General features: G+C 65.4%; 16 protein-coding genes and 1 pseudogene. 6 read left to right on the forward strand and 11 right to left on the reverse strand.

Features of this window, described 5'->3' with window-relative positions:
* Positions 1-152: 152 nt before the first annotated feature.
* The 8 genes and pseudogenes from EKK97_RS25010 to pqqA form a co-directional block, all read right to left on the reverse strand.
* Positions 153-935, reverse strand: a pseudogene (locus EKK97_RS25010) (PAS domain S-box protein); the annotation flags it as partial.
* 16 nt (positions 936-951) lie between these two features.
* The gene (locus EKK97_RS25505) at positions 952-1,311 is read right to left on the reverse strand and encodes a dehydroquinate synthase/iron-containing alcohol dehydrogenase family protein (protein ID WP_277987318.1); all 360 of its coding nucleotides are present in this window, start codon (positions 1,309-1,311) and stop codon (positions 952-954) included.
* A gap of 61 nt (positions 1,312-1,372) precedes the next feature.
* A complete protein-coding gene (locus tag EKK97_RS25510) occupies positions 1,373-2,113 on the reverse strand; it encodes an iron-containing alcohol dehydrogenase (protein ID WP_277987319.1) in 741 nt (246 codons plus the stop codon).
* Positions 2,114-2,260: 147 nt separating this feature from the next.
* A complete protein-coding gene (pqqE, locus tag EKK97_RS18180) occupies positions 2,261-3,406 on the reverse strand; it encodes a pyrroloquinoline quinone biosynthesis protein PqqE (protein ID WP_159554033.1) in 1,146 nt (381 codons plus the stop codon).
* Positions 3,403-3,678: a pyrroloquinoline quinone biosynthesis peptide chaperone PqqD gene (pqqD, locus tag EKK97_RS18185; RefSeq protein ID WP_159554035.1), complete on the reverse strand. Its 276-nt coding sequence runs from the start codon at positions 3,676-3,678 to the stop codon at positions 3,403-3,405. The genes pqqE and pqqD overlap by 4 nt, the downstream gene beginning before the upstream one ends.
* Entirely contained in the window at positions 3,675-4,442 is a 768-nt protein-coding gene (pqqC, locus tag EKK97_RS18190) for a pyrroloquinoline-quinone synthase PqqC (RefSeq protein ID WP_159554037.1), read from the reverse strand. The genes pqqD and pqqC overlap by 4 nt, the downstream gene beginning before the upstream one ends.
* Positions 4,443-4,504: 62 nt before the next feature.
* Complete coding sequence (pqqB, locus tag EKK97_RS18195) at positions 4,505-5,434, reverse strand: pyrroloquinoline quinone biosynthesis protein PqqB (protein ID WP_159554039.1); 930 nt, start codon at positions 5,432-5,434, stop codon at positions 4,505-4,507.
* Positions 5,435-5,491: 57 nt separating this feature from the next.
* Complete coding sequence (pqqA, locus tag EKK97_RS18200) at positions 5,492-5,563, reverse strand: pyrroloquinoline quinone precursor peptide PqqA (RefSeq protein ID WP_010627037.1); 72 nt, start codon at positions 5,561-5,563, stop codon at positions 5,492-5,494.
* Positions 5,564-5,910: 347 nt separating this feature from the next.
* Between pqqA and EKK97_RS18205 the strand changes: the two genes are divergently transcribed.
* Positions 5,911-7,101: a PQQ-dependent sugar dehydrogenase gene (locus tag EKK97_RS18205; protein WP_159554041.1), complete on the forward strand. Its 1,191-nt coding sequence runs from the start codon at positions 5,911-5,913 to the stop codon at positions 7,099-7,101.
* Positions 7,102-7,195: 94 nt separating this feature from the next.
* Here EKK97_RS18205 and EKK97_RS18210 read toward each other — a convergent pair whose 3' ends face one another.
* The 3 genes from EKK97_RS18210 to EKK97_RS18220 all read right to left on the reverse strand — a co-directional run bounded on the left by EKK97_RS18210 (position 7,196) and on the right by EKK97_RS18220 (position 10,874).
* The gene (locus EKK97_RS18210; RefSeq protein WP_159554043.1) at positions 7,196-9,367 is read right to left on the reverse strand and encodes an ATP-binding protein; all 2,172 of its coding nucleotides are present in this window, start codon (positions 9,365-9,367) and stop codon (positions 7,196-7,198) included.
* 39 nt (positions 9,368-9,406) lie between these two features.
* The gene (locus EKK97_RS18215) at positions 9,407-9,928 is read right to left on the reverse strand and encodes a putative pterin-binding protein (protein WP_159554045.1); all 522 of its coding nucleotides are present in this window, start codon (positions 9,926-9,928) and stop codon (positions 9,407-9,409) included.
* Positions 9,929-10,058: 130 nt separating this feature from the next.
* The gene (locus tag EKK97_RS18220) at positions 10,059-10,874 is read right to left on the reverse strand and encodes a DUF2189 domain-containing protein (protein WP_159554047.1); all 816 of its coding nucleotides are present in this window, start codon (positions 10,872-10,874) and stop codon (positions 10,059-10,061) included.
* A gap of 355 nt (positions 10,875-11,229) precedes the next feature.
* Between EKK97_RS18220 and EKK97_RS18225 the strand changes: the two genes are divergently transcribed.
* The 5 genes from EKK97_RS18225 to soxZ all read left to right on the forward strand — a co-directional run bounded on the left by EKK97_RS18225 (position 11,230) and on the right by soxZ (position 14,877).
* Positions 11,230-11,604, forward strand: coding sequence for a c-type cytochrome (locus tag EKK97_RS18225; RefSeq protein WP_159554049.1), 375 nt, complete (start codon positions 11,230-11,232; stop codon positions 11,602-11,604).
* A 10-nt stretch (positions 11,605-11,614) separates the two neighbouring features.
* The gene (locus EKK97_RS18230; protein ID WP_159554051.1) at positions 11,615-12,931 is read left to right on the forward strand and encodes an NAD(P)/FAD-dependent oxidoreductase; all 1,317 of its coding nucleotides are present in this window, start codon (positions 11,615-11,617) and stop codon (positions 12,929-12,931) included.
* A gap of 76 nt (positions 12,932-13,007) precedes the next feature.
* A complete protein-coding gene (locus EKK97_RS25015) occupies positions 13,008-13,397 on the forward strand; it encodes a YeeE/YedE thiosulfate transporter family protein (RefSeq protein ID WP_236551285.1) in 390 nt (129 codons plus the stop codon).
* Positions 13,292-14,032, forward strand: a complete 741-nt coding sequence (locus EKK97_RS18235) for a YeeE/YedE thiosulfate transporter family protein (RefSeq protein ID WP_236551286.1) — start codon at positions 13,292-13,294, stop codon at positions 14,030-14,032. The genes EKK97_RS25015 and EKK97_RS18235 overlap by 106 nt, the downstream gene beginning before the upstream one ends.
* A 17-nt stretch (positions 14,033-14,049) precedes the next feature.
* Positions 14,050-14,877 carry a thiosulfate oxidation carrier complex protein SoxZ gene (soxZ, locus tag EKK97_RS18240; protein WP_159554053.1) on the forward strand — a complete coding sequence of 276 codons (828 nt, stop codon included), beginning with the start codon at positions 14,050-14,052 and terminating at the stop codon, positions 14,875-14,877.
* The last annotated feature ends 34 nt before the right edge of the window (positions 14,878-14,911 follow it).

Below are 14,911 nucleotides of genomic sequence, written 5' to 3' on the forward strand. Positions count from 1 at the left end.
AGCGCCTTGCGCTGGGCGCGCGGGGCATATTCGGCCACCAGCCCGCACAGCATGCGCGAAAGCGAGAAACACTCGCGCTGTGGCTGGATACGTTCCTGATCGAGCCGGGCAATGTCCAACAGGTCGGTCAGCAGCTCCTCGGCACCCTCCAGGGAGAGATGGATGGTGTCGACCAGCCGGCTGGTGTCGGCATCGAACTTGCGCTCGCGCAGGGTGGAGACCAGCAGGCGGGCGGCGTTTAGCGGCTGCAACAGGTCGTGGCTGGCCGCCGCCAGGTAGCGATCCTTGCTGCGGTTGGCCTCCTGGGCCAGATCGCGCGCCGCACGCAGTTGCTCCTCGATCAAGCGACGTTCGGCCACCTCCCCGGCCAGGTCGGCATTGAGCTGTTCCAGGCGCTGGGTACGCTCGCGCACCCTGGCCTCGAGTCGGGCATTGAGCGCCAGCAGTTCCTGTCGCGCGCGCTCGCGCTCGGTGATGTCGGCAACGAAACCCTCGACCAGGATCTCCTCGCCCTGATCCGGCTTGCGCAGCAGGGTCAGAGCCACCGGCACCCGCCTGCCGTCGCTGCCGGCAAGCCAGGTGGTGAACCCCTGCAGATGGCCCCGTTCATGCAACAGGGCCGCCACCCGCTGCGCCTCCCCGGGTTCGGCGAACAGTGCCTCGATCGAGGCACAGCGCTCCAGCGTGGCAGCCACGTCGGCATCGCCCAGCATCGCTGCCAGGGCCGGATTGGCGGCCAGCAGACGCCCGCCCAGCGAGGCCTGGAAGATGCCGTGCAGGGCATTCTCGAACAGCCACTTGTAGCGGTTGCGCTCGGCCTCGAGTTCGGCCATGCGCGCCGTCAGTTCGGGGTAATAGCTCTTGCGCGCCGACTGCTGGCCAAGGCCCAGCAGTTGGCTGACCGAATAACCGTCGGGGTCGGTCACCTTCTTCATCGGCCACCTGCCGGCGTCACAGCGCCTCCTCGTACACCACCTGGACGTCGCGCGGGCCGGAGCGCCGCGGATTGGTCAGGATGCAGGGATCCTCCAGCGCGTGGCGCGCCAGGAACGGCACGTCGCTGGTGCTGACGCCGACCCTGCCGAGGGTGCCGGTCAGGCCCACGGCACGCTTGAGTTCGATCAGGTGATCGAGCAGGCGGACCTTCACCTGCCCGTGGTTCAGGCCGCGGCAGTCGATGCCCAGGGTTTCGGCGATGCGGGTAAAGCGCTCCGGTGCGGCCTCGAAGTTGTAGGCCACCACATGCTCCAGCAGCAGCGAGTTGCACAAGCCATGGGGCAGATCGAGAAAGCCGCCGAGACTGTGCGACATGGCATGTACCGCCCCAGGATGGCGTTGGAGAACGCCAGCCCCGCCTGCATGCTGCCCAGCATCACCTGGGAACGCAGCTCCAGGTCGTGGGGGCCTGTACCAGCGCCACCAGATGTCCGTTGATCAGTCGCATCGCCTCCAGGGCATGGGCATCGGTGAGCGGCCCGCTGCCGGTGGAGACGAAGGCTTCGATGGCATGTACCAGCGCGTCGACGCCGGTGCAGGCCGTGAGGAAGGGACTCATGGTCAGGGTGACCTGGGGGTCGATCAGCGAGACGTCCGGCACCACCGACTTGCTGACGATGGAGAATTTCATGCGCCGCTGCTGATCGGAAATGATCGCGAACTGGGAGATGTCCGCCGAGGTGCCCGCCGTGGTGGGCACGAAGATCAGCGGCGGAATCGGCACCCGCAGGGTATCGACGCCCTCGAAGTCGATGATGTGGCCGTCGTGGGCGACGACGATGCCGATGCCCTTGGCGCAGTCCATGGGGCTGCCGCCGCCGATCGCCACGATGGCCTGGGCACCCATCTCGCGGTACACCATGGCCCCCTCCATCACCTCCTCGGCGCGCGGGTTGGGCGACACCGAGGTGAAGCGCTGGCAGACGATGCCCTGGGCCGCCAGGTCCGTCTCCACCTCCTCGACCCAGCCGGCGAGAACGACGCCGGGGTCCGACACCAGCAGCACCCGCTCGGCACCGAAGGTGGCCACGTAGTTGGCCACGGCGCGACGCGCGCCGTCACCGAAGATGATCTCGGGAGCCACGAACTTGCGCAGCTCGGTGATACTGGATGCCATGCAGGTTCTCCCGCTCGACGCTGACCGGTAGCGAGGTACGGCCGAGATCAGCGGTGTCTTGTTATATCGTCGCCTAGCGCGGGCGCATTATGGTCATGGTAAGAGCTGCTCCGATGCGGTGCCCTTCGCCCTTGGTCGTGTACCCTCTCAGCCGCGCCGGAAAGTGCGCGAATTCCTCGACTGCCGGGATACCAGCGCCTCGATGCCCCGCCCTTCGGGCTTGTCTCCGGCCTCGGCCCGGGCCAGCTCGATCAGCTCGCGCTTCGGCGACTTGCTGCACACCGGGTCGGTCGCCGCCGGATCGCCGGTCAACAGGTACGCCTGGCAACGACAGCCGGCGTGATCCTGGTGGCGCTCGCTGCAACCACGGCAGGGTTCGCGCATCCAGGCGTCGCCACGGAAGCGGTTGAAGGCCTCGCTGGCGTACCAGATATCCTCCAGCGAGCGGTCGCCCACGCGGGGAAAGCTCATCGGCAGCTCGCGCGCACTGTGACACGGCAGCACGGCGCCGTCCGGCGCTACGGTGAGGAAGATCGCCCCCCAGCCGCCCATGCACGCCTTGGGGCGCTCGGCGTAGTAGTCGGGCACCACGAACAGCAGCCGCATCTCCCGCCCGCGCGCGGCAAGACGCTGGCGCCACTGCTGCGTCACCTCCTCGGCACGTTCGACCTGGGCCCGGCTCGGCAGCAGCCCGGCACGGTTGAGTCTGGCCCAGCCGTAGTACTGGCAGCTAGCCAGTTCCACCGCATCCGCGCCCAGCTCGTCGCACAGGGCGATCAGTCGATCGACGTCGTCGATGTTGTGGCGGTGCAGGACCACGTTGAGCACCATGGGATAGCCGGCCGCCTTGACCGCCCGGGCCATGGCCAGCTTGGCGGCATGAGCCTTGGCCGAGCCGGCCACGGCGGCAGCCATCTCGGGATCCGCCGCCTGCAGGCTGATCTGGATGTGATCCAGCCCCGCCTCGCGCAACGCCTCGATCCGGGCACCATCCAGCCCCACGCCGGAGGTGATCAGGTTGGTGTAGAAGCCAAGCCGCCTCGCCTCGGCGACCAGAGTCTCCAGGTCGCGCCGCACCAGCGGTTCGCCGCCCGAGAAGCCAAGCTGCACCGCGCCCATGGCCCGCGCCTGACGCAGCACGTCGATCCACGCATCGGTGTCGAGTTCGTCGCGGTAGCGGGCAAAGTCGAGTGGGTTGGAACAGTAGGGGCACTGCAGCGGGCAGCGATAGGTCAGCTCGGCCAGCAGCCACAGGGGGGCACCGATCGCTTCGACACCATGCCGCTCGCTCATGGCGTCACCGCTACCAGCCAGCCTTGCCGCTGCGCTTCGTCGAGAAACTCCGCCACATCGTCACCGATGCCGCTAGCCTCGGGAAAGCGCGCCTCCAGCATCGCGACGATATCCGCCTGGCGGCGCTGGCCATCGATCAGCGCCAAGATGGCGCCGGCACTCTCGTTGAGCTGCACCATGCCCTCGGGATAGAGCAGCACGTGACGGCCCTGGACCTCCTCCCACTGCAGCCGCCAGCCGGGGCGCAGCGCCGGCACCGTCTGCGGGCTCATGCCAACCCCCGATGAAATACGGCCCGGTCGGTCACACTGTGATAAGGCGGCCGGTCGAGCTGATAAGCCAGGGTCATGGCATCGAGCATGCTCCACAGCACGTCGAGCTTGAACTGCAGGATATCGAGGGCGCGCTGCTGGGTTTCCACGGTGGTACACACCGTGAGGGCCACCTCCAGGCCGTGCTCGACATCGCGCCGCGCCTCCTTCAGGCGCTTGCGGAAGTAGCCGTAGCCGGCCTCGTCGATCCAGGGGTAGTGGCCCGGCCAGGTGTCGAGCCGGCTCTGGTGCGCCAGGGGCGCGAACAGCTCGGTGAGCGACGAGATCGCCGCCTCCTGCCAGCTCGCCCGGCGCACGAAGTTGACGTAGGCGTCGACGGCGAAGCGCACACCGGGCAGCACGTGCTCCTGGGCCCACAGTTCGTCGCGGGTCAGCCCCACCGCCTCGCCCAGGGTCAGCCAGGCCTCGATGCCGCCTGCGTCATCATCGCGACCGTCGTGGTCGAGCAGGCGTTGGATCCAGCGGCGGCGGGTGGCGGCGTCCGGGCAGTTGGCCAGCAGCGCGGCGTCCTTCTGCGGGATCATCACCTGGTAGTAGAAGCGGTTGGCCACCCAACCACGGATCTGCTCCGGCGTGGCGCGCCCTTCGGCCATGTCGACCTGATAAGGGTGGTGAATATGGTAATAGGCGCCCTTGGCCATCAGGGCCTCACGAAAGGCCTCGGGCGTGAGTGCAACCGTAAGCGGTGTGTGCACGGCGTTCATATCGACCTCTTTTATTCTTTTGTTGTTGCTGTTCAGCGGTGTGCCGCCGGTTCGCCAAGCGGCTACAGAGTGAGCCGCATGCCGTCGAAGGCCACTTCGATGCCGTGCCGGTCCAGAACGGCGCGCTCGGCTGAGGTTTCGTCCAGTACCGGATTGGTGTTGTTGATATGGATGAGAATGCACTGCGTCGTCTCTGGCAATGCATCGAGTTCGGCGATCATGCCGCTCTCCCCGGCCAGCGCCAGATGGCCCATCTCGCGTCCGGTGGCATGGCCGATACCAAGGCGCACCATCTCGTCGTCGTGCCACAGCGTGCCATCCACCAGCACGCAATCGGCCTGCTGCATCAGCTCCCGCGCCGCATCGCTCGGCTCGCCCAGACCGGGCCCGTAGAACAGCGTGCCTCCCGTCAGCGTGTCGCGCAGCAGCAGCCCCAGGTTATCGCCGACGGTCGGTGCGCCACGGCGCGGAGAATAAGGCGGTGCATTGGAGCTCAGCGAGAGCGCAGTGATCTCGAGCCCTGGGCAGCTCGGCACCTGGAAGGTACAGCGCTCACGCTCACCTGCCAGCGGGATCTCGCGCCAGTTGAGCCCACCGTTCCAGTGGCGCAGCATGGGAAACAGCGGAAAGCCGCTGGAGAGGTCCTCATGCACGCTGGGCGTGCACCAGACATCGAGCGGGCAACCCTCACGCAATGACAGCAGCCCGCTGACGTGATCGATCTGGGCATCCACCAGCAGCACCTCGGCAATGCCGGTGTGGCGCAGGCCACGCCTGGGAAAGAGCGCCGGAGAGGCACCAAGCTGAGCGCGAATGTCGGGCGAAGCGTTGCACAGCAGCCAGCGCTCACCATCCATGCTCACCGCTATCGACGACTGGGTTCTCGCCACGAGGCCGGCGCGCCCCCGCCGCACGTCATGACAATTGCGACAGTTGCAGTTCCACTGGGGGAAACCGCCCCCGGCCGCCGAACCGAGTATCAATACCTGCATGGTGCCCTCCTGATACCGACGGATGGAGCCGTTGCCGGCTCCATCCGTGGCAGTCGGTCAGCGGTTGGCGATATAGAGCGTGACCTCGAAGCCGAGGCGCAGATCACGAAAGCTGGGCTTGGTCCACATGGCGAGTCTCCTGGTGGGATGGTCGGATCGATGAGCAGCCGTACGACATGCCGGCGACTCAGGTCCAGTAAATCATTCGATGCCCTGCCAGGAGGCAGTACTTTGGGGGAGTTCGGCTCGTTCGTTGGAGCCAGCAAGGAAGTCGTGCTGGCTCTGCTTGCCCAACATCGACCGAGCCTTGTGACAATCTCGAGGCTTTTCTACGTTGATGAGGGACTAGCGTTACGGACGCCTTCCCTCACTTTGCCTGCAAGGTGCGCCTGCAAGGAGCAACGCGATATGCAGCTTAATGGACCCCTGTCTCATCCTACCCTTTCTCTTCCCCGCTTTCCGCCCTTACTCTCGCCATGGCCACCGGCCTGAGCTATAGCGGCCTCGCCCATGCCGAGGTTCAGGCCACCCATGAAGAAGTGGCCTCAGGAGTGGAAAGTGAGGAGGCAACACTACGCGTCACCCGATTGGTGAGCGGTATCGAGCATCCCTGGGCCGTGACCTGGCTGGATGATGAAAGAATGTTGATTACGGCCCGCCCCGGTCAGCTCTACCTGGTGGACGGCGACGAAGTGACCGAGGTCGGCAACCTGCCCAGGATCGACGCCGACGAAGATCAGCTCACTGCTCCCCAAGGTGGCAACCAGGGCGGCCTGCTGGATGTCGCCGTGCATCCCGATTACGCGAACAACGGCTGGATCTACTTTACCTATTCCAGTCCCGGCGACGACGATTCGGTGATGGGCGACGAGGAGTACGGCACCGGCACGGCACTGGCCCGCGCCCGCCTGAGCGACGACGGCAGCGAACTCACCGATCTCGAGACACTCTACGCCCAAGTACCGCGCACCGCTCCCGGTCGCCACTACGGCTCGCGCATCGTCTTTCCCGGTGATGGCAGCGTGATGTTCTCGATCGGCGATCGTGGCATCCGCTATCCGTCCCAGGATCTCACCGATCCGGGCGGTTCGATCATTCGTCTCAACGAGGATGGCGGCGCCCATGAAGAGAATCCCTTCATCGGCGTGGAGCCCGGCAACCTTCGCCCCGAGATCTTCTCCTACGGTCACCGCAACAACCAAGGGTTGGCGCTGCACCCCGACACCGGGGCACTGTGGGCCATCGATCACGGCCCCTCGGGCGGTGGCGAACAGCTCTATATCGCCGAGGCCGGCAACAACCACGGCTGGCCACAGGTTGCCTTCGGCCGCGAATACTCCACCGACGAATTCATCGGCATCGGCGAGGAGGCGCCCGGCGTCACTCCCCCGGTACACGTGTGGTACGACACCCTGGCCCCGTCGGGACTGGCCTTCTATACCGGCGACGAGTTCGCTGCCTGGCAAGGCAACCTGTTCGTCGGCGCCCTGTATGCCGAACGCCTTCATCGCCTGGTACTGGAGGGAGAGGAAATCGCACACGAGGAAGTGCTGCTCGAGAACGAGCTGGGCCGCATCCGCGACGTGCGTCAAGGACCGGACGGCCTGCTCTACGTACTCACCGACGAGAGCGATGGCGGCCTCTATCGGATCGAGCCCGAGGCCTAGAAGGCAATGCTTACGGTGCTACGCCGGAGCCGTTGCACGCGGCATCACGGCGTACGGCCTGGCAATATCCGCTAGAGGCCGGCCCAGGCGGCTTCTAGCGGTCTTCCAGCCACGCTTCCATCGCCTCGATCGTCACGGGAATGCTGGCCTGCAGGAGCCGGAGTTCGAGAGCCGCTTCGTCGCGCCGTTCACTGCGCGCAAAACGCTCCAGGCGCTCGGCAATGCCGGCTAGCCGACGTCCGCCGAGGCTTCCCGACTCGCCCTTGAGGCGATGCGCACCAGCCGCCAGCGAAGCTATGTCATCCTGCTCCAGCGCCAGCTGCAGGTTCTCGGCATGCTGTTGCAACTGCTCGCGGTGTACGGCAAACAGTCCGGCGAGCGTTTTCTCCCCAAGCGACTCCAGCAACTCGTCCAGTACCCTCTCATCCACGATGTCGCCCGGACTCTCCTCAACCGCATCCGTACCAGCCTCTGCGGGCCGGGCTGCGCCAGCCAGACCATGCCGCAACACGGCCGCCAGTTCACGTCGACGCAACGGCTTCACCAGGTAGTCGGTCATGCCGGCGGCCAGGCAGCGCTCCCGCTCCGCTCCAGGGCCGCCCGCCGTCATCGCCACGACCGGTATCCGGGCGCTTCGGCCGCCAGCCTGCCGCAAGCGGCGCGTAGTTTCCAAGCCGTCCATGCCAGGCATCTGGACATCCATGAAGACCATGTCGAAGCTTTCCCGCTCAGCGAGCTGCAGCGCCTTGCTCCCGCTGTCGGCGACGGCGACTTCGCAGCCATGTCGCTCCAGCATCGCCACCGCCACTTGCTGGTTGATCGGGTTGTCCTCGACCAGCAGTACCCTGCCGCCCACGGCGGTTTCCGGCACCGGCGGCTCGAGTAGTTCCGGCTCGTGTTCGCTATGCGTCGACTCCAGTGGCAACTCGATCCAGAAGCGGCTCCCCTGGCCGGGCTGACTATCGACGCCGATGGTACCGCCCATGGCCTCGGTCAGGCGTCGGCTGATGGCAAGCCCCAGTCCCGTCCCGCCATAGCGTCTCGCCGTCGAGGCATCGCCCTGGCGAAACGGCTCGAAGAGCCAGTCCTGCTGGTCCTCGGCGATACCGGGGCCGGTGTCGCAGACCGCCAGGTTCAACCGTCCTTCGGTGCTCAGCGTCGCCTCGACGCGCACTTCGCCATGCTCGGTGAATTTGATGGCATTGGAGAGCAGGTTGAGTAGCACCTGCCGCAGCCGTGCGGGGTCCCCCATGAGCTGCTCGGGCAACGACGACGACACATGGGCCACCAGCTCGAGCCCCTTGGCCTGGGCACGCGGGGTGAAGAGCCGGCAGGCGTCGCCGATCAACGTCGCCAAGCGCAGCGGGCGCCGCTCGAGCTCCAGCTTGCCCGACTCGATCTTGGAGAAATCGAGAATGTCGTTGATCAACTCCAGCAGGCGCGCGGCACTGACGTGCAGCGTACGGGCGTATTCATGCGATTGCGGATCGATCGGCTGATCCAGAAGCAGGTCGCTCATGCCGATGACCCCGTTGAGCGGCGTGCGGATCTCATGGCTGACCGTTGCCAGGAACTCCGACTTCGACTGGCTGGCAGCCTCGGCCCGTTGCGCGGTGGCCTGCAGCTCGCGACTGAGCGATTCCAGCGAACGGCGGGCTTCGGCGTTGTCGCGCGCCTCGCGCACGAGAAAGGCGGCCACCAGCATGGCGGCCAGACTCATGGCCAGGATCAGGGCCAGCAGCACGGCATAAAGGGTCTGCAGCACTTCCCGATCCCGGGTCGCCGCTTCGGCAAGGTGGCCGTTGATGGCGATGATCAGCTGTTCGGTCAATCCTCCGACCCGCTCCAGGCGATCGGACAGCACCAGGCGCTCGCCCTCTCCCAGCTGCACGATTTCGTCGAGCAGGATGTCGATATCGTCCATCAACACTATCAGGTCCGGAAAAAGCCGGCTGGCCAGGGGCACTTTCGCCAGGAGCTGGTTGACGTCGCCTCGCTGCAGCAGGTTGATACGGCTGTAGATCAGATCGAAGCGCAGCTTCAGCGCTTCGAGGGACCGGGCATTGCCGGTTTGCCACGCCAGGTCGCTGCGCAACTGGATGATGTCACGGTCGAGCTTGTAGGCGTGCCAGGCAGCATCGCCGGTCACACTGTGGTGGAGCTCCTCCTGGCGCCAGGCGGCCAGTCCCACCACCACCAGGGCGGCGGTTAAGAACAGCAGGGCCGCTATCGCCCCCAGCTTCAAGCGCAGCGGATAACGCAGCATGCTCAGCGCCTCATACCTCGAATTCGCTGTCGCGAAGCGTCATGGCACATGCAGCGCGCCCACGTGCCAGACCGAGCGATGACGAATGGTCTCGTTGAGCAGTTCCGGATGTTCATCGAAGGGGTAAAGCACGAACATTGGCCCCAGGTCGCGCACGGCAATGGGCTCGCCGTCACGCGTCATGGCCAGGATGACGTCATAGTCGTGGAAGTCCACTACCGGCACCTCGAATTCGTACTCATTCAGCGCCCGAACCCGCACGTGTTCACCCTGAGCACCGGCCGCCTCCAGCACGGCACGCAGCAGCGGTCCTTCGAAGCGCCCGACCCCCTCCGTCCAAGGTGTGCTCGTCTCGATCACCCGAGGCGAAAGCGACATCAGCATTTCACGATCGAGATGCAGCTCGTCGCCGACGTTAGGATGCTCGATGTTGCCCGTCACCCGCAGCAGAACGTCTCCCTCGGGAGGCGGCAGCGACGCAGCCATCACGGGCGGCAGGGTCGCGAGGAGGAAGAGAAGCAGGCTGAGCGAGACTGCGCGGCATGACCGTAGTGGGAACATCTTAGCTTCCGTAATCACCTGAAAGGACCAAGCGTACGCGAAAGCCAATAAAAGTTCAGGTAGATCCCGCCAACACTTCGAGTGGCCGGCAGGGAAACACCTCCCTGCCGGCCACTCTCGACTCCCGACGTCAGGAGGCCATCTTCTCCACCGGCTCGCAGCGTACCAGGTCCTCATAGGCGTGCCAGCTGGCATGTCCCAGCACCGGCAGGATCAAGGCCAGGCCAATGTAGAAGGTCAGTACACCGATCAGTACGCAGCCGGTCAGGATGACGGCCCACAGCAGCATCGGACGAAAGTTGCGCGCCACGGTACGCACGCTGGCTTCGATACCCTCCATGAAGGTCAGGTCCTGGTCCATCAGCGTCGGGATGGCGACCACACTGATGGCAAAGGCACCGAACGCCAGCACGGCGCCTACCGCGGTACCCACGGCAATCAGGCCGAGCCCGTCCGGGGTGGTCAACAGCGAAGCGTAGAGTTCCGCCGCTCCCGGCGCCTCGAAGCCGAAGAAGAGCGCGAACAGCAGCGTAGCCAGGCGAATCCAGGCCAGGAAGAAGATCATCATCATCACGCCCATCATCGCCAGCTGCCCCGCATGCGGGCGCCAGGCGCCGAAGGCGTCGCCCAGGTGGGGGGCGCGGTTCTCCTCCAGGGCACGACTGATACCGTAGGAGCCAACCGCCACCAGGGGTCCCATGAACATGAAGCCCGCGATCAGCGGCAATAGCCAGTGCCATAGGTCGAGCATGATGGCACCGGCCGTGATGGCGATGCTCAAGCCAACCCAGAACATGCCATAGGCGAGACTGACCGCCGTGGCCCGACGGAAGTCCTCGAATCCGGCTGCCAGCCAGGCCCGGGGCCTGTCCATGCCGACAGGGTTGATGGTGATCTTGACGTTGGGTGCGGAGGGTTGTCCGGCGCTTCTTGTGGCTGCATTCATTGTTGTACCCCGTTGGTCGCCATGGGAAGGACGATGTGAGCATCTTTCCGGCCGGGAGGTCCGGACGACGTCTTGTTGTTCATACAGCTTTACTGTAGTTGACCGTGCACAAGCGTGCCGAGCGAAGTTGTCAACGCAGCGACAACTCGAGGCAATCATGCGTCGCTGTTTCTCACCCTGTTTCCGCCATGGCCTGAGTGGTAAGCCGTGGCCTGGATGGCTCGTAGGGAATAAGAACTCTTGCGGGAGGCATATTCGGGTATAAGAGGATACCGAAGCGTTACTTCAGGGCCTCCCTGCATACTACTAATATCGAACATTACCCAACAACGAAAACGCACCAGGGAGCCTGACGATGAAACGGTTCATTCGCCTGGCAGGCATGCCACTGTTCGGTTTGCTGCTATTCACGGGTGTCGCCTCACCGGGGCTGGCTGAAGAGCCCTTCTCTTCCGAGCAAGTCAATCTCATGGCAAGTGCCTGCGCCAACTGCCACGGCACCGATGGCCGCCTGGTGGGCAGTGTGCCAACCCTCGCCGGCCGCCCGGCGGCCGTGCTGGAAGCCCGGCTGCTCGCTTTCAAGCACAACGAAACGACCGATGCCACCATCATGGATCGTATCGCCAAAGGCTTCACGGACGAGGAGCTAGCCGCATTGGCGGGGCATTTTGCCGCCATCGATCCGGATGAAGACGACGCTCCGGAATCAGAACAAGAACCGCAGCAGTGAGAGGCACGCCATGACACAGCATTCTTCACGTCCCGGCCTCAACCGCCGGCAACTGATCAAGGGCCTGGGTGCTGCCTCGTTGCTGCCCCTGGTCGGGGGCGTCACACCCTTTGCCATCGGCGGCCAACATGCCGGACAGGTCGTCGTGATAGGCGGCGGCTTTGGCGGTGCCACCGCAGCCAAATATCTCAAACGGACCAACCCGGCCATCGAGGTGATTCTGGTCGAGCCGGCCGAAACCTTCTACACCTGCCCCTTCAGCAACCTGCACCTGGGCGGCCTGCGCAGCATGCACGACATTGCTCATGGCTACGATGAGCTGCAGGATCGCTATGGCGTGCGCGTGATTCATGCCATGGCCGAGGACATCGATGCCGCCGCCCGGACGGTGCGACTCTCCACGGGGCGTGAGCTGGAGTACGACCGGCTGGTTCTCTCACCGGGCATCGACATTCGCTGGAACGCGCTGGAAGGCTACGACGAGCCAGCCGCCGAGAAGGCGCCCCACGCCTGGAAGGCCGGTACCCAGACGGAGCTTCTGCGCGCCCAGCTGGAAGCCATGGAGGACGGCGGCACCTTCGTCATGGTCGCCCCGGCCAACCCTTTCCGCTGCCCACCCGGCCCCTATGAGCGCGCCAGCCTGGTGGCCAACTATCTGGCTCAGTACAAGCCGAAGTCGAAGGTGCTGATCCTCGATGCCAAGGACAACTTCTCCAAGCAGGGCCTGTTCATGGAAGGCTGGGAGCGGCTCTACGGCGATCGCATCGAATGGGTAGGATTATCTGGTGACGGCCGTGTGACCCGGGTCGACGCCGACCGCCTGGAAGTGGAAACCGAATTCGGCACCGTCCACCAGGCCGACGTGCTCAACGTGATTCCACCGCAAAAGGCCGGCTGGATTGCCGAACGTGCCGGTGTGACCGACGACTCCGGCTGGGTACCGGTCAAGCCGGATACCTTCGAGTCGCAGCAGGCCGAGCACATCTATGTGATTGGCGATGCCAGCGTCGCAGCCCCTATGCCCAAGTCCGGCTTCTGTGCCAATGCCCAGGCCAAGGTGGTGGCAGCGGCCATTGCCGCCTCCCTGGAGTCGCGCCCAGCGCCCGAGGCCTACTGGACCAATACCTGCTACAGCCTGGTGGGTCCCGAGTATGGCATCTCGGTGGCCGGGGTTTATCGCGTGCGCGATGGCGTCATCGCCGAGGTGGAGGGAGCCGGAGGGCTAAGCCCGCTGGATGCCCCCGATACCACTCGTGCCCTGGAAGCCGAGTACGCCGTCGGCTGGTACAACGCGATCTGCCAGGACACCTGGGGCACTCCGGTCTGATCGAAGCACGTCCCGCTCGGGCGGCGGTATAATGCGCAGGGCCACCTTTTGGGTGGCCCTGCGCTTAGGGGGAAAAATGACCCACACCGAATTAGTCGTTTGGTCCGGCCTGGCGATCGGAGTGCTGTTCGGCAGCGCCGCCCAGCTCTCCGGGTTCTGCCTGTTGCGGGGTCTCGCCAACACAACGGCCGAGGGCGATACACGCAAGCTGCGCGCCTTCGCACTGGCCATGGGCGTGGCACTGATTGGCAGCCAAAGCCTGGCCGCCGCCGGCCTGGTGTCGCTCGACGCCTCGCTGTATGCGACTCCCTCTCTCGCCTGGCTCGCCGTCCCCTGGGTGGCCTGCTGTTCGGCTACGGCATGGCGCTGGCCAACGGCTGCGGTGCCCGTGCCCTGGTGCTGCTCGGCAGCGGCAACCTGCGCAGCTTCGTCGTGCTGGTATGCCTGGGGCTGGCGGCCTACATGACGCTTTCCGGCGTGCTCGCCCCCTTGCGCCTGTGGCTGGAGAGCAGTGCCAGCTTGCGCCTTACCGCCACCGGCCTGCCCGCGTTGCTAGGCTTGCCTGGCTGGCTGCTGGCACTGCTCATCGGTGGCGCCCTGCTGGGCTGGGCATTCGCGGCTCAGGAATTCCGCGCGTCACCGCGTGACTGGCTCGGCGGCCTGATCATCGGCGCACTGGTCCCCGCCGGCTGGTACGCCACCGGCGTACTCGGTTTCGACGACTTCGAGCCCGTGCGCCTGGCCAGCCTGACCTTCGTCGCTCCCATCGGTGAGTCGCTGCAGTACCTGATGCTCTCCACCGGCACCCGCCTTAGCTTCGGCGTCAGCGTAGTGGCCGGCGTGCTCCTGGGCGCCTTGGCAACGGCGCTGTTACGACGCGACTGGACCCTACGCTCCTTCGATTCACCCACACACATGCTGCGCAGCATGGCCGGCGGGGCGTTGATGGGCCTTGGCGGCGTCATGGCACTGGGCTGCTCCATCGGCCAGGGTCTGTCGGGCATCTCGACGCTGTCGCTCACCTCCTTCGTCGCCGTGGCCGGCATCGTGCTGGGAGCCCAACTGGGAATCCGCAGGCCACTGGCGCTGTCCAATTCATGACCCTAATGGAGATGACCATGCGTTCGTTCCGCTTCGCTCGCCACCACGCGTCTCGCCGGGGCCCGCTGCGCAGTCTGACGCATGCTGCCGCCGGCCTCGCACTCGCTGCGCTCGCCATGTCGGCGCTGGCCAACGAGCCGTGGCAGCGTCTGGACGCCGCCCAATCGTTGCTGGGTGACAGCGAGCCCCAGACCCAAGGGCTTACGCTCGATCTACCCCATGTCTCGGAAGACGGTTCTTCCGTACCGCTGACGGTAAGCTTCGCTGGCGAGCTCGACGAAGGCGACTATATCGAGCGCATCGACCTGTTCGCCAATGCCAACCCATCGCCCAGTATCGCCACCTTCCATCTCACGCCACTCGGTGGCAAGACGGAGGTCTCCACCCGGATACGACTCAACGAGACCCAGCAGGTGATCGCCATTGCCACCAGCCAACAGGGCGAACGCTTCGCTACCGCTCGCGAGGTGCGTGTCACCGTCAGCGGCTGCCTGATGCGTAATGGAGGGGAGATGCCGGATCCTCTCTCCAACCCTCGTGTCAGCATCCCCTCCGGGCTGGCAGCGGGCGAGCCGGGCGAGGTTCGTACGTTGATCAACCACCCCATGGAGACCGGGCTGCGCGAGGACGACGACGGCAATGTCGTGCCACGCCATATCGTCGAGCGCTTCAGCGTCTCGCTGAACGGCGATACCGTCTTCGAAGCGGAACTGCATCAATCGGTATCGGCCAACCCCTACCTGCGCTTCTTCCTTGCGCCACAGGAGAGCGGAGAAGTCGAGTTCACCTGGCAGGACGATAGCGGAGAAACGGCCCGCCACGTGGCCGAACTCGACGTAACCTGAAGTCTGAAACGCGTTACGCCTCGGCCATGGCCAA

It is taken from the genome of Billgrantia tianxiuensis (genome assembly GCF_009834345.1).
Taxonomy (GTDB): Bacteria; Pseudomonadota; Gammaproteobacteria; order Pseudomonadales; family Halomonadaceae; genus Halomonas; species Halomonas tianxiuensis.

What these genes read in the sequence shown, in the direction of transcription:
- pqqC (WP_159554037.1), bottom strand. Translation starts at nt 4,442, where the DNA reads ATGAACGCCGTGCACACACCGCTTACGGTTGCACTCACGCCCGAGGCC.
- pqqD (WP_159554035.1), bottom strand. Translation starts at nt 3,678, where the DNA reads ATGAGCCCGCAGACGGTGCCGGCGCTGCGCCCCGGCTGGCGGCTGCAG.
- EKK97_RS18225 (WP_159554049.1), top strand. Translation starts at nt 11,230, where the DNA reads ATGAAACGGTTCATTCGCCTGGCAGGCATGCCACTGTTCGGTTTGCTG.
- EKK97_RS18230 (WP_159554051.1), top strand. Translation starts at nt 11,615, where the DNA reads ATGACACAGCATTCTTCACGTCCCGGCCTCAACCGCCGGCAACTGATC.
- EKK97_RS18210 (WP_159554043.1), bottom strand. Translation starts at nt 9,367, where the DNA reads ATGCTGCGTTATCCGCTGCGCTTGAAGCTGGGGGCGATAGCGGCCCTG.
- pqqE (WP_159554033.1), bottom strand. Translation starts at nt 3,406, where the DNA reads ATGAGCGAGCGGCATGGTGTCGAAGCGATCGGTGCCCCCCTGTGGCTG.
- pqqB (WP_159554039.1), bottom strand. Translation starts at nt 5,434, where the DNA reads ATGCAGGTATTGATACTCGGTTCGGCGGCCGGGGGCGGTTTCCCCCAG.
- EKK97_RS25015 (WP_236551285.1), top strand. Translation starts at nt 13,008, where the DNA reads ATGACCCACACCGAATTAGTCGTTTGGTCCGGCCTGGCGATCGGAGTG.
- EKK97_RS18235 (WP_236551286.1), top strand. Translation starts at nt 13,292, where the DNA reads ATGGCGCTGGCCAACGGCTGCGGTGCCCGTGCCCTGGTGCTGCTCGGC.
- EKK97_RS25510 (WP_277987319.1), bottom strand. Translation starts at nt 2,113, where the DNA reads ATGGCATCCAGTATCACCGAGCTGCGCAAGTTCGTGGCTCCCGAGATC.
- soxZ (WP_159554053.1), top strand. Translation starts at nt 14,050, where the DNA reads ATGCGTTCGTTCCGCTTCGCTCGCCACCACGCGTCTCGCCGGGGCCCG.
- EKK97_RS25505 (WP_277987318.1), bottom strand. Translation starts at nt 1,311, where the DNA reads ATGTCGCACAGTCTCGGCGGCTTTCTCGATCTGCCCCATGGCTTGTGC.
- EKK97_RS18215 (WP_159554045.1), bottom strand. Translation starts at nt 9,928, where the DNA reads ATGTTCCCACTACGGTCATGCCGCGCAGTCTCGCTCAGCCTGCTTCTC.
- EKK97_RS18205 (WP_159554041.1), top strand. Translation starts at nt 5,911, where the DNA reads ATGGCCACCGGCCTGAGCTATAGCGGCCTCGCCCATGCCGAGGTTCAG.
- EKK97_RS18220 (WP_159554047.1), bottom strand. Translation starts at nt 10,874, where the DNA reads ATGAATGCAGCCACAAGAAGCGCCGGACAACCCTCCGCACCCAACGTC.